Source organism: Paractinoplanes atraurantiacus, from assembly GCF_900215205.1.
In the GTDB taxonomy this organism is placed as follows: domain Bacteria; phylum Actinomycetota; class Actinomycetes; order Mycobacteriales; family Micromonosporaceae; genus Actinoplanes; species Actinoplanes atraurantiacus.
Map to the genome: position 1 here is coordinate 228,784 of NZ_OBDY01000011.1, position 25,399 is coordinate 254,182.

A 25,399-nucleotide genomic window follows, 5' to 3' on the forward strand; every position below is an offset into this window, starting at 1 on the left:
AGCAAAAACTGACAGAACTGACCAATGGGAGAAAAGCCACAGATAGAGCACGCCCGCGCCGAGAGCTCACTCGCGAAGCGGCCCAGCGCGGAGCGGCCCAGCGCGGAGCAACCCCACGGACGGAGCGGTACCGCTCGGAGCTGCCCGAAGGGTGAGCGGCCCGCTCGGGGCGGTGTGCGGGTGGGGCGGGCTCTGTGTGGTGCTTTCGGGGGTGCGGACGGGGAAGGCCCACCGCGGGGCGGTGGGCCTTCTGGGTGACCACGGCTACGCGCGAGAGTCGCGCTGCGGCCTCGGGGCGCGGTGAGGTCGCGCTCGAGCTCCCCGGAGGTGTGACCTTGCGGTGGGGAGCCCGAGAATGCGTACCTCTGCGGTGTTGATGGGTGTCAGACGACGACGCTGACCAGGCGGCCGGGGACGACGATGACCTTTTTCGGGTCTCGGCCGGACAGGGCGTCGGCTACGGCGGACAGGGCCTCGGCTCGGATGTCGGCCTCCGGGGTGTCGGGGGTGACCGAGACGCGGGCCTTGACCTTGCCGTTGACCTGGACCGGGTAGGTGATCGACTCGGCTACCAGCTGGGCCGGGTCGGCCACCGGGAAAGTGGTGTAGGCCAGGGTGCCCTCGTGGCCCAGCTTGGCCCACAGCTCCTCGGCCAGGTGCGGGGCGAACGGGGACAGCATCAGCACCAGCGGCTCCACCGCCTCGCGGGAGGCTTCGGGCAGCGGGGTCAGCGCGTTCGTCAGCTCGATCAGCTTGGCGATGGCCGTGTTGAAGCGCAGCTCGTCCATGTCCTCGCGGACGCCGGCGATCGTGCGGTGCAGATGCTTGCGGGTCTTGGCGTCCAGCGGGGTGTCGCTGCTGCGGACGGCGCCGGTCTCCTCGTCGATGACCAGGCGCCACACTCGCTGCAGGAAGCGCTGGGAACCTACCACCGCCCTCGTCTCCCACGGACGGGAGACATCCAGGGGGCCCATCGCCATCTCGTAGACCCGGAACGTGTCGGCGCCGTACTGGTCGCACATCTCGTCGGGGGTGACGACGTTCTTCAGCGACTTGCCCATCTTGCCGTAGCTGCGCGTCACCTCCTGATCGCCGTAGAACCACTTGCCGTCGCGCTCGACGACCTCCTCGGCGGGCACGTAGAAGCCGCGCTCGTCCTGGAAGGCGTACGCCTGGATGTAGCCCTGGTTGAACAGCTTGCGGAACGGCTCGAAGGACGAGACGTGGCCCAGGTCGTACAGCACCTTGTGCCAGAAGCGGGCGTACAGCAGGTGCAGCACGGCGTGCTCGACGCCGCCGACGTACAGGTCGACGCCGCCCGAGTCGCCGTCGCGGCGCGGGCCCATCCAGTAGGCCTCGTTGTCCGGGTCGACCAGGGCCTTCTCGTTGTCGGGGTCCAGGTAGCGCAGCTCGTACCAGCAGGAGCCGGCCCACTGCGGCATGGTGTTGGTCTCGCGGGTGTACGTCTTCAGGCCGTCGCCCAGGTCCAGCTCGACGTTCACCCAGTCCTTCTTGCGTGACAGCGGGGTCTCGGGCTCGCTGTCGGCGTCGTCCGGGTCGAAGGTGCGCGGCGAGAAGTCGTCGACGTCGGGCAGCACGACCGGCAGCATCGAGTCGGGCAGCGCGACCGGCAGGCCGGTCTCGTCGTAGACGATCGGGAACGGCTCGCCCCAGTAGCGCTGGCGGCTGAACAGCCAGTCGCGCAGACGGTAGGTGGTGGCGCCGCGGCCGTGTCCGTGCTGCTCCAGCCAGGCGATCATCTCGGCCTTGGCCTCGACGACGCCCTTGCCGTCCAGCCAGTCGCTGTTGACGGCCGGCCCGTCGCCGGTGAAGGCGCCTTCAAAACCTTCAGGTGCGGCGACTGTCCGGATGATGGGCAGCTCGAAGACCTCGGCGAACTGCCAGTCGCGTTCGTCCTGTCCCGGTACGGCCATGATGGCGCCCGTGCCGTAGCCGGCCAGGACGTAGTCGGCGATGAAGACCGGGACCTTTGCTCCGTTCACCGGGTTTGTCGCAAAGGCTCCGGTGAAGACGCCCGTCTTGTCCTTGGACTCGGTGCGCTCTTCTTCGGTCTTCGCTGCGGCTTGTGCCCGATATGCGGCGACGGCCTCCCGCGGCGACGCGGCCTGTCCGGTCCACTTCGGATTTGTCGGATTTGGCCACTCGACCGGGGTGATCTTGTCGACCAGCTCGTGCTCGGGCGCCAGGACCATGTAGGTGGCGCCGAACAGCGTGTCGGGGCGGGTGGTGAAGACGGTGATGACGTCGTCGCCGACCGTGAAGTCGACGTGGGCGCCCCGCGAACGGCCGATCCAGTTGCGCTGCATCAGCTTGACCGGCTCGGGCCAGTCCAGCGTGTCCAGGTCCTCGACCAGCCGGTCACCGTAGGCGGTGATCCGCATCATCCACTGCTTCAGGCTGCGCTGGAAGACCGGGAAGTTGCCGCGCTCGCTGCGCCCGTCCGGCGTGACCTCCTCGTTGGCCAGCACGGTGCCCAGGCCCGGGCACCAGTTGACCGGGGCCTCGCTGACGTAGGCCAGGCGGTGGTCGTCGATCAGCTTGCGCCGCTCGATGGCCGACATGTCCGCCCAGTCCTTCTCCGGCGCCTTCTTCTCACCGGACTCGAAGGCGGCGATCAGCGTCTCGATCGGGCGCGCCTTGCGCAGCTCGGGGTCGAACCACGAGTTGAAGACCTGCAGGAAGATCCACTGCGTCCACCGGTAGTACTCCGGGTCGGTGGTGGCGAAGCTGCGCCGCTCGTCGTAGGCCAGGCCCAGGCGGCGCAGCTGGCCGCGGTAGCGCTCGATGTTGGCCGCGGTCGTCACCGCCGGATGAGTGCCGGTCTGCACCGCGTACTGCTCGGCGGGCAGGCCGAACGCGTCGAAGCCCATCGGGTGCAACACGTTGAAGCCGGCCTGCCGCTTGTACCGGGTGTAGCTGTCGGTGCCGATGTAGCCGAGCGGGTGGCCCACGTGCAGGCCCGCACCGGACGGGTACGGGAACATGTCCTGGACGTGCAGCTTCGGGGCGCCGTGCCGCGGGTGATCGGGGTCGGCCAGCTCGCCGGCCGGGTTCGGCGCGTGGAAGGTCCCGTTCTCGGCCCAGTAGGCCTGCCAGCGCGGCTCGATCTCGTTGGCCAGCGCGGCCGTGTAGCGGAACGGCGGGGTCTCGGGCTCGCTCATCGTCGGCATCCGTCTTCTTCGTCGTGTATGAAGCAGGGCACAAAAAAACCCCTCACGCAGGAGGGGTCGCCGTGCTGTGGCCGCTCTAGCGGCGGCAGCACGGCTGGCTAAGAAGCAGGAAGTGCCGAGCCATGCCTTGCATAATACCGGTCGCCGCCGAGTGGCGGCGACCGGTATTACCCGTAGTACTTACGCCGCCGGTCCGTAGACCGCCAGCTCGGTCGAGTCCTGGAACACACAGCCGCTGTACGCGGGCGGCTGGCCGGCCGGGCAGAGGCCGGCGTTCTGGCCCTGCGTGGTCAGCATCGTGTACCGGATGAACGCGACGTCGTCGCCCGTGCCCGCGGCCAGCGCGACCGTGGTGGGCGTGACGGTGCCGCCCGGGAAGGCGCCGCTCGCGGCGACCGCCCAGGTCGTGCCGTCCTTCGAGGTCTCGACGCGGTAGTCACCGGTCGAGGCCGTCACGTCGTCGCCACAGGTGGCCGACGGGTTGATCACCAGCTCGGAGATGTCGACCGCGCCGGAGAGGCGGATGACGGCGTTCTGGCCGCCGTCCGCGACGTCCGAGCCCCAGCCGGAGATCTGCGACTGGTCGATCAGCTGGGCGGGCCCACAGCCGTACGGCGTGTAGTCCGGCCCGGTGAAGCTGACGATCGAGCCGCCGCCCGAGGAGGCCGCCCAGTCCTTGCGGACCGACCAGTTCTCCGTCTTGGTGCCCGAGTTGATCGACAGCGTCTTCACGACGATGTCGTAGCCGGCCCCGCGCGCGTACACCTTGGCGTACGTGCCCGGGATGATGCCGGTGATCTTGTAGGTGCCGTCCGCGGCCGTGGTGGCCCGGTAGTCACCGGCGAAGCCGGAGGCGTGCCCACCGAAGGCGACGGTCAGACCGCCCACCGCGGCCTTGGTGTCCGAGTCGGTCACCTTGCCGGTCAGCGTGCCCCGCGGGGTGCTGGCCGACGGCGGCGTCGAGAAGTCCTCGACCGGCTGCGCGTCGTCGCCGTCGATGGCGGCGGCGAAGTAGCCCATGCCCCGCTTGGCGAAGACCTTCCAGATCGTCTTGGCGTTCTTGCCCTTGTTGACGACCAGGTCGGCGGCGAGGATCGAGTTGCGCATGTCCAGGAAGGACGGGTTCGACGGGCTGAGCTCCATGGCCCGCGTCACGATCGACTGCGAGGCCTTGCTGCCGATCGCGGTGCGCAGGTCCCACAGGGTCTGCGCCCAGATCTCGCCGTCCGCGTGCACCTCGGGACCACCGGCGTAGATCTTGCCGAAGTCGCCGTAGGTGTAGCCGCCGGGGCCGGCGCCGGCGGTGCCGGGGCAGGCCGTGGCGGACGCGCCGACGGTGCAGTCCAGCGCCTCGGTGCGGATGGTGTCGCCGGCCGTCCAGTACTTGCCGATCAGCACGTCGCCCGGCTTGTTCGGGACGTCCTTCTCGAGGCCCTTGGCGAACAGGTAGTCCGAGGCGTACCAGTCGCTCCAGGCCTCACCCATCGCGCCGCCCTGGATCTGGCTGAGCGTCGAGTTGCCGGCCGCGTCGACCACGAGGCGGTTCGACAGGCCGTGCGTGTACTCGTGGTAGACCACGTCGGCCTCGTCACCGGTGTTGGCGGCGATCGAGCCCGGCCCCGGGGTCAGCAGGTACATCTGCATGACCGGCGGGATGCCGTCCGGCGGGGTGTTCATGTTGGCGTTGTCGGTGTGGTTGCCGTCGGGCAGGCCGTCGGCGGTGTTCGCGCCGTCCATGGCCTGGCCCTGCACCGCGTCGCCGTCCTGCGCCTCGAAGTTGCCGGCGGCCCGGGTGAACCCGATCGGCGACGACTTGAGGTGGTCGTGGAAGGTGCCGAGGAAGGTGAACAGCTGAACCGCGTTCTGCTTGCGGTTGACCTGCCACGAGTTCGCCGTCTCCGGGTCCCACGAGCACGGGTACGCGTCCGAGCAGAGGCCGCCCACCTCGTCGTTGAAGTCGACGAACGGGTAGTCCCAGCGCTTGATGCCGGACGGGCCGACCTCCTCGCTCGGGTCGGCCAGGTCGTTGTCGTTCACATCGGACCAGACGTGGGCGACGTTGCCGGACAGCTGCCGCGCGTTGTTCGGCAGCCAGCCCTTGGCGGTCAGGTCGACCTTCTCCGGCGTGCCGCCCTTCGGGGCGCCCGGGTAGTTCTTCCACACGTCGCCCGCGGTGTCGTTGGCGACCGTGCTGTGGCGGTAGAGGACCTCGCCGCTGGACGCGTCGACGACGTGCACGTAGCCCTCGTCGACGACGATCGTCTGGTACGCCAGGCGTACACCACTGGCGGTCTGGAACCACACCAGCTTGGCGTTGCCGTTGTCGCTGAACGTGGTGACGCCGGAGGCGGTCTTGGTGGCCTTGGCGGTGGACGTGCCGAACACGTCCTTGACCGCCGCGGCGCGGGCGCCGGCCGGGCTCAGCTTGGCGGCGCCGGCGGACGGCGGCAGCGCCTTGAGCGGCGAGCCGTCGACCTGCACCAGGCGGCCGTCCTTGGTCACGTGCGCCTTGAGGCCGTTGCCGAACACCGGCACGCCGTCGGCGACCTGGATCCAGCTCAGGTGGTGGGTGCCCTCGATGTCGACGTAGTCCTGGCGCAGCTCGAGCGTGGCCAGGTCGGCCGCGGTCAGGCCGAAGACCTCGGGGTGCGCGGCGATGTAGTCCAGCGCGATCTTGGTCGGCTTCTTCTTGCTCGGGCCGGTCAGGAAGCCGTCGAGCTTGGCGACCCGGCGTGGGGTGCCGGTCGCGCGGTCGATGTCGACGATGCCCTGGACGCCCAGGGAGTTGCGCAGGGTGTTCACCGCGTTGGCGGACGGCGTCGCGACGAGCGCGCGGCTCAGGGCGGCGGTGGGCGCGGCGGCCGCCGCGGCGGCCAGGTTGGCGCGGCTGTCGTAGTCAGCGCGCCGCTGCTGCTTGCTGTCGGTGGCCCCGGAGACGGCGCCGGGTAGCGGCGCGGCTTGTGCCTGTGCCGGCAGCAGTGCTGCCAGCAGGGCGACTCCGGCGGCGGCCGCTCCCACCCGCTTGGTTGCGGATGGCACGGATAACGCTCTCAATTCAGCCCCTCTCGACCGGGCCAGATACTGGCCCATCGATGGCTGATGCTCTTGCCGATCGGCAAATATAACTAGAGCGATGTCTGATTCTTTACCTATCCGATATGCATGTCCGGTTGACGGTTGTCGAATTACGCCAGTGGCCGTCCTCGGCGAGTTGCTGTGATCGGGCTAACCTGTGTGAGCGGGCCCCTGCACCATCAGGCGGGCTGCGCATATCACCATGGAGGAGGCCCGTGACAACCCCGACCTGGGACGAGCCCGGCGGACCGCTGCCGAGCGAGGACTTCCGCGCCGCGACGACTGCCATCATGGCCAACATCGAGCAGGTCATCGAGGGCAAGAGCGCGACGGTGCGGCTCGCACTGGCGGTTCTGCTGGCCGAGGGCCACCTGTTGATCGAGGACGTGCCGGGCGTCGGCAAGACGAAACTTGCCAAGGCGCTCGCCCGCTCCATCGACTGCTCGGTTCGCCGCATCCAGTTCACCCCCGACCTGCTGCCCAGCGATGTGACCGGTGTCAGCGTCTACAACCAGGAGACGCGCGACTTCGAGTTCAAGCCGGGCGCCGTGTTCGCCAACCTGGTGGTCGGCGACGAGATCAACCGGGCCTCGCCCAAGACCCAGTCCGCCCTCCTCGAGTGCATGGAGGAGCGGCAGGTCACTGTCGACGGCACGACGTACGAGCTCCAGTCGCCGTTCATGGTGATCGCCACGCAGAACCCGATCGAGATGGAGGGCACGTACCCCCTTCCCGAGGCGCAGCGTGACCGGTTCACCGCCCGCATCGCGATGGGATATCCCGACCCGCGGGCCGAGCTGGCCATGCTCGGCGGCCACGGCGCGCACGACCCGCTGAGCGACCTGCGGGCCGTCGCCGACGCCGCCCTGGTCCGCCGGCTGATCGCCACCGTGCGCGACGTGCACGCGGCCGACGCCGTCCAGCAGTACGCGATCGCCCTGGTCACCGCGACCCGTGAGGCCCCGGAGATCCGCCTCGGTGCCTCGCCGCGGTCGACGCTGCAGCTGCTGCGCACGGCCAAGGCGTTCGCCTGCCTCGAGGGCCGCGACTACGTGCTGCCCGACGACCTGCAGGCGCTGGCCGTGCCGGTCCTCGCGCACCGGCTCATCCCGACCGCGGACGCGCAGCTCAACCGGCGCACCACCGACGCGATCGTGGCCGAGATCGTGCACCGGCTGCCGCTGCCGCACGACCGCAACCGCTCGCCGTACGACACCCGCAACACCGGTGGCGCGCAGCAGCAGTACGAGCCGCGGGGGCACTGATCATGCGGGAGGCCCTCCGCGGGCTCACGACGCGCGGCCGCTCGTTCCTCGCGGCGGCCGCCGCGGCGGGCATCTCCGCGATCATCCTCGGCGAGCGTGACCTGCTGCGGGTGGCCGTGCTGCTCGCGGCCCTGCCGTTGCTCGCCGCCGCGTACGTGGGCCGCAGCCGCTACAAGCTGGCCTGCACCCGGTCGCTCGACCCCGGCCGCACCCCGGTCGGCTCCAGCGCCCGGGTGATCCTGCGCCTGCAGAACATGTCCCGCCTGCCCACCGGCACCCTGCTGCTGGAGGACAGGCTGCCGTACGCGCTGGGCAGCCGCCCGCGCGTGGTGCTGGAGCGCCTCGGCGCCCACCAGGCCAGCTCGGTGGCGTACACGGTCCGGGCCGACGTCCGCGGCCGCTACCCGATCGGCCCGCTGGTCATCCGGCTCACCGATCCGTTCGGTCTGTGCGAGCTGACCCGCTCGTTCCCGAGCGTCGACAAGCTCGTCGTGATCCCCCAGGTGGTCACTCTTCCGACGGTCCGCCTGGCCGGGGAGTACGCGGGCACGGGCGACAGCCGGGCCCGCTCGGTCGCCGTGCACGGCGAGGACGACGCGGCCACCCGCGAGTACCGCCGCGGCGACGACCTGCGCCGCGTGCACTGGCGCTCCACGGCCCGTACCGGCGAATTGATGGTCCGCCGTGAGGAGCAGCCCTGGGAGAGCCGGGCCACGGTCGTGCTCGACACCCGGGTCTTCGCCCACCGCGGCGAGGGACCCACGGCCAGCTTCGAGTGGGCCGTGTCGGCCGCCGCGAGCATCGCCATGCACCTGCGCCAGCAGGGCTACAAGCTGCGCCTGGTCACCGGCACCGGCATCGACATCGACGCGGCCGAGGTGGCCGGCGAGGGCGTGATCCTCGACACCCTGGCCGACGTCAAGACCGCGCAGAACGGCGACATCTCGATCCTGGTCGAGCAGGTCCGCCGCCGCTCCGACGGCGGGCTGGTGATCGGCATCTTCGGGTCGCTCACCGTGCCCGAGGCGGAGCTGCTGGCCGGCCTGCGCGGCAACGGCGCGACCTGCATCGGCTTCGCCATCGACAGCTCGACCTGGGTCAACCTGACCCCGGGGGAGCGACAGGAGTCCGACAGCGAGCACGCGGCGGCGGCGCTGGCCCTGGTGCAGAACGGCTGGCGCTCGGTGCCGGTCGTGCACGGGTCGACGTTGCCGCAACTCTGGCCGGCCGCCGCCCGCGGCTCCAGCGGCTTCGCCTGGCGGGCCGCGATGGCCGAGACAGTAGGAGGAGTCATCCGATGACCGGCCCCCGCCGACTGGGGCTCGTCGCGGCCGGGGCGACGCTGCTCGCCGCCGCGCCGATCTCGTCGATCTTCGACACCTGGAAATGGCTGATGATGTGCCTGCTCGTGGTGGGCTTCATCGCCGGCGCCGCGTTCGCCGCGCGGTCGCTGCGGTTCCCCACCTGGGCACAGGCACTCAGCATGATCGTCGTGCTGCTGCTGATGCTGACCTGGATGTTCCCCAGCGGCCACGAGTTCCTGGTGCCGACCCCGTCCACCTTCGGCCATTTCGCCGATCTGTTCACCCAGGCCGGTCAGGACACCCGGTCGTACGCGGTGCCGGTGCCCGACCGCGACGGCCTGCTCTTCGTCACGGTGCTCGGCATCGGGTCGGTGGCGATCGCCGTCGACCTGCTGACCGTGGTGGTGCGCCGCCCGGCCCTGGCCGGGCTGCCGATGCTGGCGATCTACTCGGTGCCGGTCGCCGTCTACATCGACAGCGTCCCGGTCCTGCCCTTCATCATCGGCGCGGCCGGCTTCCTCTGGCTGCTGGTCTCGGACAACATCGACCGGGTACGCCGGTTCGGGCGCCGCTTCACCGGTGACGGCCGCGACGTCGACGTGTGGGAGCCGTCCCCGCTGGCCGCGGCCGGCCGGCGCCTCGGCGTGATCGGCGTGGCGGCGGCGGTGCTGCTGCCCCTGGCCGTCCCGACGATCACCGGCGGCCTGCTCTCCCAGCTCACCCAGAGCGGCGCCGGCAGCGGCAACGGCGTGGGTGGCGGCGGCGGCAACGGCGGGCGGATCAACCTGTTCGCCTCGCTGAGCGGCAACCTCACCCAGAGCGAGACGGTCGAGCTGGTCCGGCTCACCACCAACGAGCAGACCCCGTTCTACCTGCGCTTCGGTGTCGCCGACCAGCTCACCAACGTGGGCTTCGGCAGCCGCTCCCCCAGCGGACAGGCGGTCGCGGCGGGCATGCCCGACCCGCGCACGGCCACGGCGGGCGGCAACTACCAGGAGTTCGCGGCCGACGTGAAGGTCAGCAACAAGCTCAACCAGGGCATGCTGCCGGTCTACCAGAACACGGTGGCGGTCGAGGGTCTCCAGCGCGGCTGGTTCTACGACAGCAACCAGCAGGTCGTGTACTCCAACCGCAACTCCACCAAGGACCTGGAGTACAAGTTCAACTACGTGCGGGCCCGCTACCAGCCGGCCGACCTGCGCCAGGCCGAGCCGCTGGCCCCGGACGACCCGATCGTCCGGCTCAACACGGCCCACCCCGAGGACCCGACGGTGTCGGCCCTGGTCACCCGGCTCACCGCCGGCAAGACCACCGAGTACGACAAGGTCCGGGCGCTGTACGACTACTTCTCGTCGAAGAACGGCTTCACGTACAGCCTGTCGACGCAGGCGGCGAACAACAGCACCGAGATCGCGGCATTCCTGAAGAACAAGGTCGGCTACTGCCAGCAGTACGCGGCGGCGCTGGCCTGGATGGCCCGCCAGGCCGGCATCCCGGCCCGGGTGGCGTTCGGTTTCACCCGCGGCGACAGCCGTGAGGGCAACACGTACGTCATCACCAACAAGAACGCCCACGCCTGGACCGAGGTCTACCTGCAGGGCTTCGGCTGGATCCCGTTCGACGCGACCCCGTCGGCCGGCGTCCGCGGCGCCGCCCGCTCCGACTACGCGCCCGACACGGAGCTCCCGGCGTCCACGGCACCGTCGACGGCGACGACGGCGGACCCCAGCACCGCGGCCTCGGGTCCGGCCGGCCGGGTCGAGCGGCCCGACCGCCCCGACCTGAACGACCCGGGCCTGTCCGGCTCGACGGCCACCACGGAGTCCGGCAACCTGGGCCGCACGCTGCTGATCGTCGCGCTGATCGCCCTGGTCCTGGCCCTGCTGCTGGTGCCGGCTCTGCGCCGTGTCCTGCTCCGCCGCCACCGCTACGCGGCGACGGTCCCCCGGGTCACGGCGTTGCCGGAATCCCAGACGGGCCGCCCCGACGTGGTGGTGACGGCGGAGACCACAAAGGCCAGAGAGGACGCCCACGCGGCCTGGGACGAGCTGCTCGACACGATGGTCGACTACCGGGTCCCGTTGGACCCGTCGGAGACCCCGCGCGTCACGGCCCAGCGCCTCATCAACGACGCCGTGCTGATCGACGAGTCGGCCACCTCGGCCACGTTGCTGGGCACGGCCGAGGAGCGGGCACGCTACGCCCGCAAGCCGCTGCAGGGCGGCGAGCTGACGGCGGCGCTGAACCACGTACGGCGGGGCCTGGCCCGCTCGGCCACCAGGCGCACCCGCCTGACCGCGGCCCTGCTGCCCCCGTCGGTCCTGATGCGCTGGCGTCTGGGCTTGGCCGACTCCTCGGCCAAGCTGGTCGGAGCGGGAAGCCGCTTCCGCGACATCCTGTCCCGTTTCAGTCCCCGTCGCCTCCTGGCCAACCGGGGCCGCTGAAGCTGACGATGCCGCCGCCCACCCGGGCGGCGGCATCTTTGTCCTATGTGCTGCTCAGCGTCAGGTCGTCCAACGACGTGATCCGGGGAACCTCGACGCCGGCATGCGAGTCCGCGCGGTCGAGAAGGACCGCCATCAGGCCGGCCGCCCGCGCACCGAGCACGTCCTTGTGCAGCGAGTCCCCCACCATCAACGCCCGCGACGCGTCGACACCCACCCGCTCGACCGCATGCCGGAACGCGCGCGGATCAGGCTTGCCCGCCGGCAGCGTCGACGAGGCCACCATCAGATCAACCTCAGGCAGCAGCCCGAGCCGCTCCAGCTTGCGGCGCTGCTGCCCCTGTTCCCCGTTGGTGAAGACGGCGACCGTCAGCCCGGCCGCCCGAACCCGCCGAAGAGCCGGAACAGCATCATCGAAAAGAGCCCACCCGGCTTCATACCGCTCCAGATAGCCGGCGAAGAGCCCGTCCGCCTCGGCATCGCTGAGAGCGATCCCGAGAAACTCCCGAACCCGCTCCCGCCGCTGCTCCCCGAACCCGATCTCCCGCCGCTGGTACCGCGCGTAGTGCCGCTCCGACACCCGGGCCCACCGCCCGGCAACCTCGCCCCCGTCGACACCGAGCCCCGCGGCCCACTCGACCACAGCCGCCCGAGACGCCGTCTCCTGATCAACCAACGTGTCATCGAGATCAAACAACACAGCTTCCAGCACGCCCGGATCCTGGCACACCCCCTCAAGCCAGTTCTCTCCTCTGCATTGCCAAACTCGATCCGCGCTACATGCCGACCGACGACACGGCCGCGGAGTCGGAGCAGGTGCCGGTTTGGCGCTACCCACACGGCGCGGCGGCACGCGGCTCGAGAGGCGATCGACCAGGCTGATCTAGGGACTTGGCACGAGACCATGAATCCCGCCCGCGTCGTTGCCGGCGACGGCCGCCCCCGGCGGATTACTACAGCAACCTGACGATCATCGCGGCCGAGGCGAACGGCATAGCGCCGCACGCGGCCCAGGAGTGCGGTACAGCGCCGAAGTGCCTGCCCGGCAGCGCAGAGATGGTGTTGCCGGCGAATGATCTGTAGGCGCTTACCTTTGTCTCGCTCACAAGAGATCGCGATGTGTCCCAGCTGCGTGGCTCGACACCCTTGATGGCGAACCCCGGTCAGCCCGAACAGCTGACGGCCCTCGTGATCCAGATCAGCGGTGATCGGCTCGGGACGCTGAAGCGCGCGCCGGTCCACGGACAGCTCGGCCGTACGAGCAGGCCCGCGCGCGGACGAAGTTCCTCCGGCGGCACCGCATAACGGGGGCGGGGGGCTGCGGGCAGGTCTGCACAAGCGCTGGGCCAGCAGGACGGACCGAAGACGCTGGGCCGGCCAACAGGCGGGCAACAGGCCGCAGGGCGGGCGAGGGCCGCGGCCGGAGGAGGAAGGGCAGCGAGGCGGTCTTACAGGCGTTGGAGACGGCTTTTCGCCGGGCGTGGGGAAACGGCAGATGGCGGCCTGAGGCCGCCATCTTGCGCTGGCCGTGCTTTTGGGCAGCGGCTCGGGGCCCTGCTGGACGCTGGAGGCGGCAGCCTGGCCTTTGGTGCCGGCCGGCCGGGGCCGGGCGGCGCGCTATGTGGTTGTGGTCGTCAGCGATGACCCTCGGGCCGCTGGCGCCAGCGGTCCTCCAGGCGGTCCAGGAAGCCTGACTTTCGGGTCTGGCGGGTGCGGCGGGTGGCGGTGCCGCCCACCGCCTGGAGATCGGGGGCCGCGCCCCTGCGACGGGACTGCATCGCGAAGGCGGCCGAGCCGAGCATGACGACGAAGCCGGCCACGCCGAGCGGCGTGTTGCTGCTGACCGTCCCGTAGACGACCAGGGCGAGGCCAAGGATGATCACGAACGCGGCGATGAGGAGCCGGCGCCGTGCGTGGAAACGCGGGTCGCTGGCCCGCACAGCCGAGGCGAATTTGGGGTCCTCGGCAAGCGACCGCTCGATCTGATCGAACAGCCGCTGCTCGTGCTCCGAGAGCGGCACGGCATTCCTCCCCGGGCGCGTAACCGACTCCTCGGGTTGGAGTCGGGGTGTCACTAAGGTAAGTGGCTCGGGACAGCCGTCGGCTGCCTTACCGAGCAAGTCTACGAGGGGGTTGGCGGGTCGGAAAGCGGGACGACCGTCGAGTGCGGGTGATTTTCGGTTCGGCGTAGATCGCTTTGTCCCAAAAGACTGGCCGGACCGACGCTCGCCCGGCCGAACCGGGCGATCACCGCGTCGGTCGCGGCCTCCGCCTCGCGCCAGCCGCGCTCCGGTTCGCCCAGGCTGAGCTGCCGCGACGTGGTGGCCGCGGCGGTGAGGCCCTCGACCCGGACGCCGACCAGACGAATGTGGTCGCGCGCGCCCAGCGCCGTGAACAAATTCCAAACCGTCTCGAAAATCTCACGTGCCACATCGGTGCTCGCCGGCACCGTGCGAGATCGGTTGACGGTCCGGAAGTCGGCCAGCCTGACCTTGATCGCGATCGTGCGGCCGACGTAGCCGCTCGCGCGCAGACGGGCACCGACCTTCTCGGACAGGGCGAGCAGGCTCCGCCGGATCAGCAGCGGGTCGGCGATGTCGGTGTCGAACGTCATCTCGGCGCCGATGGATTTCTCCTCGCGCTCGGGGCTGACCCGCCGAGGGTCGCGCCCCCACGCCAGCTCGTGCAGGTGGGTGGCCGCGGCGTCGCCGAGCGCCCCGCGGAGCATGCCCACCGGCGCCTGGGCGATCTCGCCGACCGTGGTGAGCCCGAGCCGGCGCAGCGTCTCGGCGGCCCGCTCCCCCACGCCCCAGAGCGCGTCGACCGGCAGCGGATGGAGGAAGTCGAGCACGAGATCGTGCGGGACGACGACCACGCCGTCGGGCTTGGCCCGGGTCGAGCCGAGCTTGGCCACGAATTTCGTCGAGGCGACGCCGACCGAGCAGGTGAGCTGTTGCTCCTCGAGCATGCGCCGGCGGATCAGCTGGGCGATCTCGACGGGCCGCCCGAGCAGCCGCTGGGCGCCGGCCACATCGAGGAAGGCTTCGTCGGAGGAGAGCGGCTCCACCAGGGGCGTCACGTCCCGGAAGATCGACATGACGGCCCGGGAGGCCTCGCCGATGGCGGGCCCGTCGACCGGCAGGAAGATCGCCCGCGGGCAGAGCAGGCGGGCCCGGGCGGTGGGCATGGCGCTGCGCACGCCGAACTTCCGCGCCTCATAGCTGGCCGAGCTGACCACGCCGCGCGGCCCGACACCGCCGACGACCACCGGTTTGCCCCGCAGGGAGGGATCGGCCCGCACGGCAACGGACGCGAAGAAGGCATCCATGTCGACATGCAGAACGGTGCACCCGGCGTCGTCGGCGTCCGGCCCGAAACGCGGGTCACGCCCTCTCGGCACATCCTGGCTTCGTCCCACGTCACGAAGGCTATCGGCACCCCCTGACAAAACAGCGCGGAACAAAACACACATTTCGCTCAAGGGGGAAGGGCGCGGACAAGCAGGGGCGGCACGGCCAAAGATTGGCGCGGCGAGGGGCGCGGCGCGGGGAGGGGTGGCGGCGCGGGGAGGGCGGCAGCGCGGGAAGGGGCGGCAGCGCGGGAAGGGGCGGCAGCGCGGGAAGGACGGCGCGGCGAGGGGACGGCGCGGCGAGGGGTGAGCCCAGGAGGGGTGCGCTCCGACGCCGGGCGGCAGGGAGAGCGGGGACGCGCCCAGGAGGTGGTGGACCAGGAAGTGGGGCGCGGACAAGAGGGTCGCGCGGAGAGGACGGCTGAGGGGAGGCAGGGTCAGGTGCGGGCGATCAGGAGGGGGACTGTCATCTCGGTGGCGGTCACTGAGCCGTGGTAGGCGATCAAGCGGCCCACCGGGGGCGGCTCCCAGCCGCCGGCCAGGGCTACCGCGCGGTTCTGGCAGACGATCACCACGTCGCCTATGCGGGAGCGGTGGGCGGCGGGGACCGGGCCGAACCAGCCGCCGTCGATGATCTCGTCTCGGGTCATGACCCAGGCGTCGTCGCCCATGACCGACTTCCATGCCGCGATCAGGTCGGGTGTCGCCGCCGGCGCGGTGTGCAGGTAGCGGACCCGCGGCTCGCCCGCCACCGCCACCACCCCGTCCGACAGCGCCGGATCGTCCGCCATGTCGTACCGGGCGGAGGCCGGCACGTTCAGTTGGCCGTGATCGGCGATCACCAGCAGCGCCGAGCGTGGCGGCAGCCCGTGGACCAGCCGGTCGACCAGGCGATCCACCCCTTGGGCGGCCATCCGCCAGTAGCGCGAGTCAACCCCGTACAAATGGCCGGTCTTGTCCAGATCCGCGTGGTAGCCGTAGACCAGCGACCGCCCGGCCGCCAGCGCCTCCAGCATCTGATCGGCGAGCTCCGCCCCCTCGGTGGCGCTGCGGAAGGCCGCTCCCCGATAGGCCGCGACCGTCAGGCCGCTCCCCTCGAACTCCGGCCGCACCACCTGGGTCGCCGTGATCCCCGCGGCCTCGGCCAGCTCGAAGCGTGTCGGCATCGGCTGCCAGGCCGCCGGGTCCGGGTCGTCGTTCCAGTGGACGTGGTTGAGCAGCCGCCCGTCCGGCCTCAGCGTGGTGAAGCCGAGCACCCCGTGCGCTCCCGGCGGCACCCCCGTGCCCACCGTGACCAGGCTGACCGGCGTCGTCGAGGGAAACCCGGTGGTCAGGGTCCGTGACGCCAGCTCGTTCAGGACCGGGGTGTACGGCGCGGCGACCGGCAGTTGATGGGCGCCGAGCCCATCCACGAGCAGCACAGCGATCCGGTCGACCCCGTCCAGCTGCTCCCTCAACCCGAGCGTGTCGGCCGCGTCCGGCACCCCGAGCACCGCGCTCACGCTGGGAAGAACATCGGCGAGACTGCCCTTGCCGTACGCCGGGGGGACCGGCACAAAAGCCGCGTCCGGCAATCGATCCTCGGGCACCACGAGCGGCCCGCTCATGGCGGGCTGCGTGTCGGGCGGGATCCGCCCGGTCAGCGCCTCTTCCTCGGACAGTGACGCCGCCGTACGCCGGGGAACCGACATGTCAGGAGTGGCGGGCGAAGACGTGCAGCTGGGAGGCGATGTCGCGGAACGGTGGCCGCGCGGACAGCTCGAGCTCCAGCGCCAGCAGGGCCTGCGGGTCCTCCTCGACCACGGCGGCCGGCAGGAGGTCGGCCAGGACCCGTACGCCATGGGTCTCCTCCGGCTCGAGTCCCGCCGAGCGCAGGAGAGCCGTCGCACTTTCGGCGTCGAAACGCCGGCGCAGGGTGTCGCGGGCGCCGGCCCGGCCCTCGGGGTCGGCGGCGACCGCGGCGGCCGAGTTCAGGTGACCGTTGATCGCACGCCCGAGGATGGCTGCCGCCTTGCTCGCGACCAGCAGGCTCACCGCTCCGCCGGGTCGCAGCGCGGCCGCGATGGCGCTGACCACCGAGGCCGGATCGTCGACGACCTCGAGGACCGCGTGGCAGAGCACCAGGTCGGCGCTGGCCGGCTCGACCAGGCCGGCGAGCGCGTCGCCGTCGCCCTGCACGGCCCGGACCCGGTCGGCCACGCCGGCGTCGGCGGCCCGGCGGGTCAGGGCGGCCAGCGCGTCGGGGCTGGCGTCGACGACGGTGACGGTGTGGCCGGCCTCGGCCAGCGGCACGGCGAAACCGCCCGTGCCGCCGCCGACGTCGATCACGGTCAGCTCGCGGCCGGCGTTCCGCTCCAGCTCCCGCCGGAGCACCGCCCAGACGGCGGCGGTCCGGGTGGTCACGAGCGGTCGGGCGGTACGCGTCGATGCGATTTCCACACGCGCAGCGTAACGGCCCCCGACCCGCACCGCCCTTGTGGAGGCCCCGGTCAGAACTCGAACAGGACGCCCGTGGCGCGGCGCATCTCGCAGCTGTTGCCGAACTTGTGGGTCCACTTCACCGGCATCCGGCGCCACACGCCGGTGATCTCGGCCGTCACCGGGGCGTAGATCATCACGCAGGCGGTGGTCTTCGGCTCGATCCGGCCGGGGTCGGCGCCGACCGCGCTCAGCGTCTCGCAGGCCGCCTCGGGCTTGGGGTGCCCGCCGCCGGAGGGCTCGCAGGCCAGGGTGACCGCCATGGCGAAGCCGGACTCGGACGTGTACTGCAGCTTGAGCGCGACCTTGGGCTCGGCCGGGCGCGGCGGCGACCCGTAGGGCTTGGGATCGGCGACCGGGCCGGGAAGAAGCGCCGCCAGAGCGGTGACGGATGTGAGCAAAGAAGTGAACACGAAAGCCCCCTAAAACTGACAAATGACAGCTTAAGGGCAACGAGCGTCGGTCACCGGAAGTCGCGGGACGCCGGCGTCACCGGCGGGGTCACGGCTTCGAGGCGGTCGGCGACCAGGTTGAGCACACCCTCGGCCTTCTCCAGCCGGCCGCGGACAATCAGCGCCGAACTCGTGCGGGCCACCTTCCGGTAGCGCTGCCACAACCCCGGCGAGCAGGTCACGTTCAGCATCCCGGTCTCGTCCTCGAGGTTCACGAACGTGACACCGCCCGCGGTCGCCGGCCGCTGCCGGTGGGTGACGATGCCGCCCACCCGGATCCGGGTCCCCGCCTCCACGGCGCCCAGCCGGGAGATCGGCAGCGCGCCCGCCCTGTCCAGCTCGGCCCGGATGAACTGGGCCGGATGCGAGTCCGGGGACAGCCCGGTGGCCCAGACGTCGGCCACCAGCTCGTCCACCTCGCTCATGCCGGGCAGCATGGGCGCGTCCGTGCCGGTCACCGTGCCCGGCAGGCGGTCGGGGCGGTCCTGGGCGGCGGCGCCGGCCGCCCACAGGGCCTCGCGCCGGGTCAGCCCGAACCCGGCGAACGCGTCGGCCGTGGCGAGCGCCTCCAGATGCGCCGTCGTGCATCCGGTCCGGCGGGACAGGTCCGTCATGCTCGTGAAAGGCCCGCGCTCCCGGCGTTCCTCCTCGATGCGCTTGGCCAGCTCCTCCCCGAGCGTACGAACGGAGGAAAGACCCTGACGCACAGCCGGGCCACCCAATCCCCACGCGTGCGGCGGCTCACCGCGCATCGACCCCCATCGGGTTTGCGGGGTCGATTCGAGAACGGCCGCGGCGTCGCTGAGATTGATGTCGGGGCGGCGCACCTCCACACCGTGCCGGCGGGCGTCGTCGACCAGTGACTGCGGCGAATAGAAGCCCATCGGCTGCGCGTTCAGCAGGGCCGCGCAGAAGGCCGCCGGGTGATAGCGCTTGAGCCACGCGCTGGCGTACACCAAATAAGCGAAACTCATGGCGTGGCTCTCCGGAAAGCCGTAACTCGCGAACGCGGAGAGTTTGAGAAAGAGGTCGTCGGCGAGCTCGCCGGTGATGCCCCGCTCGGCCATGCCCTGGTAAAGGCGGCCCTTGATGCGTTCCATCTTCTCGGCCGACCGTTTCGAGCCCATCGCCCGGCGCAGCTGATCGGCCTCGGCCGGGTCGAAGCCGGCCACGTCGATGGCGAGCTGCATCAACTGCTCCTGAAAGAGCGGCACCCCGAGCGTCTTCTCCAAAGCATTGCGCATGAGGGGGTGCGGATAGGTGATTTTCTCCAGGCCGTTCTTCCTTCTGATGTACGGATGGACCGAGCCACCCTGAATGGGACCGGGCCGGATGAGCGCGACCTCCACCACCAGGTCGTAGAACTCGTGCGGCTTGAGCCGGGGAAGGGTCGCCATCTGCGCGCGGCTCTCCACCTGGAAAACGCCGACCGAATCGGCGCGGCACAACATCTCGTACACCTCGGGGTCGGTCAGATCCATCGATCCGATGTCCAACTCGGACTGAATCATCTCGTGCGCGTACCGCAGCGCCGACAACATGCCCAGGCCGAGCAGATCGAACTTGACCAGCTCGATCGCCGCGCAATCGTCCTTGTCCCATTGCAGAACGGTCCGGCCCGGCATCCGCCCCCATTCGACCGGGCACACCTCGATGATCGGCCGGTCGCAGATCACCATGCCGCCCGAGTGGATGCCGAGGTGCCGCGGAAAATCCTGGACCTGATTGGCGTACGAAATCACCTGCTCCGGAATGTCTTCGACGTCGACCGTGGCCACACTGCCCCAGCGGTCGATCTGCTTGCTCCACGCGTCCTGCTGCCCCGGCGAGAACCCGAACGCCTTCGCCATGTCCCGCACCGCCGACCGCGGCCGATAGGAGATGACGTTGGCGACCTGCGCGGTGTGCTCCCGGCCGTGCTTGCGGTAGACGTGCTGGATGACCTCCTCGCGCCGGTCCGACTCGATGTCCACGTCGATGTCGGGCGGCCCGTCCCGCTCCGGGGCCAGGAAGCGCTCGAAGAGCAGGTTGTGGGCGACGGCGTCCACATTGGTGATGCGCAGCGCGTAACAGACCGCGGAGTTGGCGGCCGACCCGCGCCCCTGCGCGTAGATCCGGTTGTTCCGGCAGAACTCGACAATGTCGTAGACGACCAGGAAATACCCCGGAAAGCCGAGCTCCTCGATCATGCGTAGCTCGTACTCAATTTGCTCGTACGCCTTGGGGTGCGCCTCCGGGGGCCCGTAGCGGTCGCGGGCACCGCGCATGGTGAGCTCCCGCAGCCAGCTCATCTCGGTGTGCCCGTCCTCCGGAATGGGAAAATCGGGAAGCTTCGGCGCGACCAGATTGAGATCGAAGGCGAGATCCTCACCGAACATGGCCGCGTTGGCCACCGCACCCGGATAAGCGGCGAACCGGCGCGCCATCTCGTCCCCGCTGCGCAGATGAGCGGTACCGGCCGCGGGCAGCCAGCCGTCGATCTCATCAAGGCTGCGCCGCGCCCGCACCGCGGCCAGGGCGGTGGCCAGCCGCCGCCGGGCCGGAATCGCATAGTGCACGTTGTTGGTGGCCACCACCTCCAGCCGGCGGCTCTCGGCCAGCGCGAACAGAATGTCGTTCCGGTCGTCGTCATACGGGTCACCGTGCGAGGTCAACTCGACCGCGACATTGGGACGGCCGAAAAGAGCGACAAGCCGATCCAGCTCGTACGCGGCGGCCTCCACTCCCTCGGTGGCGAGAGCCAGAGGAACACTGCCTTTGCGACAACCGGTCAGCACGAGTACGTGGTCACGCAGCTCCGCCGCGACATCCTCCAGATCGCCGTACGCGGGACGCCCTTTCTCCCCACCCGCCAGCTGCCCCCGAGAAATCACCCGGGCCAGCCGGGCATAACCCTCATGACCGTGCGCGAGAGCGAGCAGATGACGCCCCTCAGGGTCGGGCTCCCCGTTCTGCGGCCGCGACAGATCGAGGGACAGCTCGGCGCCGAAAATGGTGGGAAGACCCAGCTCCCGGGCGGCCTGCGAAAACCGGACCACCCCGTAGAACCCGTCATGGTCGGTGACGGCAAGCCCTTTCAGCCCGAGCCGGGCCGCTTCCTCGGCCAGCTCCTCCGGGTGGCTGGCCCCGTCGAGAAAACTGAAGTTGGTGTGACAGTGCAGCTCGGCATAAGGGGTGCTGTTCTCGCTCTTGACCAGAGCGGGCGCTTCATACGGCTGCCGCTTACGCGACCAGGCCGGCGAATCCCCACCATCCCCGTCCACCGCCAGCGGATCGACGACATATTCCGCTTTCTTGCGCCCCGAGAGCGCCCCTTCCAGCTCCGACCAGGGAATACCCGGGTTATTGAAGCCCATGAGATCCCCTCCGGTCAGTCATAGACGGCCTCGACAGCCCAGTGCCCCGCGGCGAGAACCAGCAGAAAAGCCCGCCCATCGGAGAGAACAACCTGAAAACGCGCCCGCCGCCGAGCCTCACCGGCCGCCCACCACCGCTCGTCGATAGGCCACGGCCCGGCCCACCCGGTGATCCCCACCGGCTGCCCCCGCTCAACCACGAGCGCGGCCGGTTCCCCGGTGAGCTCGAGCCGAGCACTGACCCCCACCGGCGCCCCGCCCTCATCAAGCACGACGGCCCCCACCGGCTGAGGCAGCACGAGCGCCGGCGCCGGCTTGGGCAGCCGTCCAGGCCACGGCGGCAGCACGGGCGGTTTGGGGGGTTTACGCCCGACCCGCTTACCCCAGGCCCGCACCGCAAGCAGGGTGACCTCTCCCTGAGACTCCACATCCCGCCCAGAAGCCGCCACCTCACCGGCCACCGAAGCCCCACGGACAGACACACCAGAAGCCGGAACCTCGCCACCCACCCCAGCAGAAGCGCCAGTCCCAGCAGACGGCGCAGCGGACGCCGCAGAAGCGACGGGCGCGGCGGGCGCGACAGACGGCGCGGCGAGCGCGGTAGACGCCGCAGACGCGGCGGGCGGGGCAGGCGCCGCAGGCGCGGTAGGCGCGGTAGGCACGGCGGGCGCGGTAGGCGCCGCAGGCGCGGTAGGCGCGGTAGGCACGGCGGGCGGGGCGGGCACGGCGGGCGCGGTAGGCGCCGCAGACGCGGTAGGCGGGGCGGGCGCGGTAGGCGCGGTGGAAGCGGCGGGCGCGGTAGACGCCGCAGACGCGGCGGGTGCGATGGCCGCGGTAGGCGCGGTAGGCGCGGCGGTCGCGGTAAGTGCGGTAGACGCGGTGGAAGCGGCGGGCGCGACGGGCGCGGTAGGCGCCGCAGACGCGGCCGGCACGGCGGGCACGGTAGGTGCGGCGGGCACGGTAGGTGCGGCAGAAGCGGTGGGCGGGGTGGCCGCGTCGGCGGGTGATGTGGGCCGATGGTCGGAAAGGCGGGAGACCGAGGCCAACCCACCCCGCCCGGCGCCACCGCCCCGCCCGCTGGCCCCGCTCCGCGCAGCGCCCCCGCCCCGCGCAGCGCCCCCGCCCCGCGCAGCGCCCCCGCCCCGCGCAGCGCCTCCGCTTGGCGCAGCGTCGCTCTCCGTCATGGCGCCCGAAAAATCGGCTTTTGCTGGGATCGGCGCGGGCTCGGGTGTGCCTTCCAGGTCGTCCCAGGACGGGAGGGGAAGCGGTGTCTTTCGGCGCGAGGACAAGGTGATCACCGTGCCGTCGTCGGGGTGCTCCGGGCGTACCTCCGGAAGAGGGTTGGGGGTTGGCGGTTCGTAATCGGGCAGGTCGGGGCTCAAAGCGGGCGCGGTGGAACGCGGCAGGATCGGCGTCGTGAGGACGCCGGGAACCGGGTCGGTGTGGGTGGCCGAAGGGCGGGACGGGTCGCGTTCGTCGCCCCAGGGGACCAGGCGGATCTGGTCGTCGGTGGAGCGGCCGCCGCCCAGGACGGGTGTGACGACGGCGTGCGGGCCGAGCAGGCCCTGCACGCGGCTGAAGGCGCGGTGGGCCCGTTCCCGTTCGGCGCCGGTGTCGCCCCACAGGCCGGGCTGGAGTCCAAGGTGGACGAGCACGCCGTCGGGGATCAGCCGCAGGCGCACCAGGCCGGCGGTGGGGCGGGCCGGGGCGCCTCGGCGGGCGCCGGTCAGCCAGCCGTCGAGTTGCCAGCGGACGCGTTCGGCGATGGCGGCGGCGGTCAGGGTGCCGTCGTGGCGCCAGACCCGGTGCAGTTCCTGGCCGTTCGCGGTGATCGCCTCGATGCCGAGGCGGGTGCAGGCCAGCCCGTACGCCGAAAGCCCGTCGTGCAACCGCTCGGCGAGGGCCCTCCCGGCGAAGGCCGCCACATCGACCCTTTCGAGCGGTTCGTCGTACGTCTCCTCGACCTCCAGATCGGGAGGCGGCTTCCGCACAGCGAGCGGCCGATGGTCGAACCCGCCCGCGAGCCGGTGCGCGAGCGCACCGTCGAACCCGAACCGGCTCAGCACGTCCCCCGCCGGCAGCTTCGCGAAGTCCCCCAGCGTCTTGACACCGAGCCGCTTCAGCAGATCGACCAGCTCGGGCCGCTCCAGCGCCTCGACCGGCTCCCCGGCCAGGAACGCAGCCGTCTCCCCCGGCGCGATCAGCAGCCCTTTCCTCGCCGCGAGCCCGGCCGCGAACACCCCTTCGGCGACACCGACCTGACTCTCCACCTCGCACTGCTGCGCGACCTGCTCCACGATCCGCTCGGCCGCCGCCTCCTCCCCGCCGAAGTACCGAGCCGGCCCTCTGGCCGCGAACGCGCAGGCCCCCGGCCGGATCACCTCGACTCCGACCGCCACTTCCTCCACCGCCGCCACCACAGCTTCGAAGGCCCGGGCATCACGCCCGGGATCGTCTTCGACGACAACCAGCTGAGGGCATCGGCTCTGCGCTTCCCGGCGCCGCAATCCTTTCCGTACGCCTTCCCGCCGCGCCCCCTCCGAACAGGCCACCACCCGGTTTCCCCGCAACACGACAACCGCCCCCGCCGCCGGCACCCCTTCCACGATCTCCGCCGCCACCACCGGCCAGTCCGGGCACCAGAGCAGCATCGTCCGGGCCCCCGCCACCCCGGTGGTCCCCGCGATAGCCACTCAAATCACCGCCGCCGACTCGGCCCTGCCACGCCGACCCGCCCGAGGCCGGAGCACCCGCTGCTCATCCACGGAGGACTGCCGAAGCGGCGGCACCCGTTCCGAGGCGAGCGGGGCGGGATCGGCGTCGGCAGCCGAGGACGGCGATCCGACGACGGCCAACCGCCGCCCCGAATCCGAATCGGACGATCGCGCCGGGGCCGCGGCCTTCACCGGCGCACCCGAGGGCCGCCCGTCCGAAACCGCGGAAGGCCGGGTGGGTGGAGCTCCGGAGGGCTGCGCAGGCGAAACCGCGGAAGGCCGGGCGGGCGGGGCTGCGGAGGGCGGGGCTGCGGAGGGCTGGGCCGGCTGGGTGCGCTTGGGGGTGCGGGTGGGGTGAGGGTCGGGGGTGGACGGGGCCGGGGGCAGGGTGATGGGGCGGATGGTGATGCCCGGCATCCACATGGTGGCCTGTTTGGGGCGGGCGGCGGCGCCTCGGCCGTGGGCTCGGATGGTCACCTCGCGACGGCGCAGGCGGCCGTGGCCTGCGCCCAGGCCCTCCCAGCGGGCGGCGGTCACGTGCAGTGTGACGTCGGCGCCGGACCACGGGCCGAAGGGGACCAGGACGCTTCCGCGCTGGCGGGCCCGGGCCACCAGCCGGGAGGCTATCGAGCCGGAGACGCCGCCGGGCACCGCGGTGACCACCACGTCCACGCCGTCGATCAGGGCGGCCACGACGGTGGGCCACTCGGGGCCGGGGTCGGGGACCAGGGCCAGGCGGTCCAGGGCTATGCCGCTCTCGGCGGCGGCGATCGCGCCGAGCGAAGGGACGCCGACCACGGCGCACCACGAGCCGGCCCGGGAAGCCTCGGCGAGCAGAGCCAGCAGCAGTGACGTGCCACCGCCGGCGGTGGCCTCGCGGCCGGCGGTGACGGCCACCGTGCTGCCGCGCCGCAGGCCCCGGCCGGGCAGCAGGTTGCCCAACTCGGGTGCCACCGGCAGCATCCGCTGCACACCGCCGGTCTCGGTCTCCCCGGCCGCCCGAACCAGTTCAGCAAGGGCGGCCGCACCGCTGCTCATGCGTCCCGCCATGTGTTGCCTCGCTCTGTTGCTCTCGTCCCGGCCCGCCCGAACCGGCCTTCTCGAGCGGCCCGCCTTCCCTGGCGATCACCACCCGGAGCCCGGCCTCCGCACGATCGCGAAGGCCGAAGCCCATGTCCAAGCCGGTCGCTCCCACCGGCCGTCCCGCGCGGCGACGGGCATGCGAAATCGAGCCGGGACTCGCCCCGGCTCACCGCGAAGACCTCAGGCGGCCAGGGGCGGCTGGTAGGTCAGGCCCAGTGCGGACTCGACGACGGCCACGAACTGCTCGGCGGCTCGCAGCAGGTCGTCGGCCTCTCGGGGGCTCACGACCCGGGGGATGCCGGCCTCGGCGGCGGCGCGTTTGCCGGCGCCCAGGGCGAAGTAGTTGGCCCACTCGCCGAACTCGGGGGCCACCAGGACCAGCAGGGACCAGACACTGGTCACGCGGCTGCGTCTCGTGGAGGTGGCGGGACGGGCGCGGGCGGCGAGGACCGCGGCGGCGGCGCGCAGGGCGGCCAGGTGGGCCGCGGCGTAGCGCAGGCCGTCGGGGCGGGTGCGTGCCGCCTCGTCGAGACCCTGCCGGGCGATCGTCAGCAGTTGGGCAGGGGTGCGCTGCGGCAGCATGTGCGCCGGAACCGTGGGCGCCTCGGCCCGGGCGGCCGCGGTCGGCGCGTGGGCCAGACCGGGCACCTGGGTGAGGGCCGGCGCCGTGTTGCTCGCCATGGTGTTT

Annotated in this window: 14 protein-coding genes and 1 pseudogene; 3 read left to right on the forward strand and 12 right to left on the reverse strand. The window is 71.4% G+C overall.

The features are described from left to right. Positions 1-383 precede the first annotated feature (383 nt). Positions 384-3,191, reverse strand: a complete 2,808-nt coding sequence (gene leuS, locus CRP55_RS25080) for a leucine--tRNA ligase (protein WP_097322564.1) — start codon at positions 3,189-3,191, stop codon at positions 384-386. A gap of 180 nt (positions 3,192-3,371) precedes the next feature. Then, positions 3,372-6,230 (reverse strand): M36 family metallopeptidase, encoded by a 2,859-nt coding sequence (locus tag CRP55_RS25085; protein ID WP_245923353.1) that lies wholly within the window; start codon positions 6,228-6,230, stop codon positions 3,372-3,374. Between the two features lie 251 nt (positions 6,231-6,481). Between CRP55_RS25085 and CRP55_RS25090 the strand changes: the two genes are divergently transcribed. From CRP55_RS25090 to CRP55_RS25100, 3 genes are read left to right on the forward strand one after another with little or no spacing between them, the layout of a single operon-like run. Continuing rightward, positions 6,482-7,531 carry an AAA family ATPase gene (locus CRP55_RS25090; protein ID WP_097322566.1) on the forward strand — a complete coding sequence of 350 codons (1,050 nt, stop codon included), beginning with the start codon at positions 6,482-6,484 and terminating at the stop codon, positions 7,529-7,531. A gap of 2 nt (positions 7,532-7,533) precedes the next feature. Then, entirely contained in the window at positions 7,534-8,832 is a 1,299-nt protein-coding gene (locus CRP55_RS25095) for a DUF58 domain-containing protein (RefSeq protein ID WP_097322567.1), read from the forward strand. After that, a complete protein-coding gene (locus tag CRP55_RS25100) occupies positions 8,829-11,279 on the forward strand; it encodes a transglutaminase TgpA family protein (RefSeq protein WP_097322568.1) in 2,451 nt (816 codons plus the stop codon). The genes CRP55_RS25095 and CRP55_RS25100 overlap by 4 nt, the downstream gene beginning before the upstream one ends. 43 nt (positions 11,280-11,322) lie before the next feature. Here CRP55_RS25100 and CRP55_RS25105 read toward each other — a convergent pair whose 3' ends face one another. The 10 genes and pseudogenes from CRP55_RS25105 to CRP55_RS25155 all read right to left on the reverse strand — a co-directional run bounded on the left by CRP55_RS25105 (position 11,323) and on the right by CRP55_RS25155 (position 25,293). Then, the gene (locus CRP55_RS25105) at positions 11,323-11,991 is read right to left on the reverse strand and encodes an HAD family hydrolase (RefSeq protein WP_097322624.1); all 669 of its coding nucleotides are present in this window, start codon (positions 11,989-11,991) and stop codon (positions 11,323-11,325) included. Between the two features lie 922 nt (positions 11,992-12,913). Beyond that, positions 12,914-13,300: an SCO2097 family morphological protein gene (locus tag CRP55_RS25110; protein WP_097322569.1), complete on the reverse strand. Its 387-nt coding sequence runs from the start codon at positions 13,298-13,300 to the stop codon at positions 12,914-12,916. 101 nt (positions 13,301-13,401) lie between these two features. Then, a complete protein-coding gene (gene dinB, locus CRP55_RS25115) occupies positions 13,402-14,697 on the reverse strand; it encodes a DNA polymerase IV (RefSeq protein WP_097322570.1) in 1,296 nt (431 codons plus the stop codon). Positions 14,698-15,065: 368 nt separating this feature from the next. Next, a complete protein-coding gene (locus CRP55_RS25120) occupies positions 15,066-16,319 on the reverse strand; it encodes an alkaline phosphatase family protein (RefSeq protein ID WP_438865818.1) in 1,254 nt (417 codons plus the stop codon). A 1-nt stretch (position 16,320) separates the two neighbouring features. Further along, a complete protein-coding gene (locus CRP55_RS25125; RefSeq protein ID WP_097322571.1) occupies positions 16,321-17,067 on the reverse strand; it encodes a methyltransferase domain-containing protein in 747 nt (248 codons plus the stop codon). 50 nt (positions 17,068-17,117) lie between these two features. Further along, positions 17,118-17,519 (reverse strand): SSI family serine proteinase inhibitor, encoded by a 402-nt coding sequence (locus tag CRP55_RS54890; RefSeq protein WP_245923354.1) that lies wholly within the window; start codon positions 17,517-17,519, stop codon positions 17,118-17,120. Positions 17,520-17,569: 50 nt separating this feature from the next. Further along, positions 17,570-20,914, reverse strand: coding sequence for an error-prone DNA polymerase (locus CRP55_RS25135; RefSeq protein WP_097322572.1), 3,345 nt, complete (start codon positions 20,912-20,914; stop codon positions 17,570-17,572). 14 nt (positions 20,915-20,928) lie between these two features. Next, complete coding sequence (locus CRP55_RS56525; protein ID WP_245923365.1) at positions 20,929-23,583, reverse strand: Y-family DNA polymerase; 2,655 nt, start codon at positions 23,581-23,583, stop codon at positions 20,929-20,931. A gap of 303 nt (positions 23,584-23,886) precedes the next feature. Further along, positions 23,887-24,678: pseudogene (imuA', locus tag CRP55_RS25150) on the reverse strand (DnaE2-dependent mutagenesis accessory factor ImuA'); the annotation flags it as partial. A 213-nt stretch (positions 24,679-24,891) separates the two neighbouring features. Further along, on the reverse strand, positions 24,892-25,293 hold the full coding sequence (locus CRP55_RS25155; protein WP_438865820.1) for an SAV_6107 family HEPN domain-containing protein: 402 nt from the start codon (positions 25,291-25,293) through the stop codon (positions 24,892-24,894). Positions 25,294-25,399: the final 106 nt, after the last annotated feature.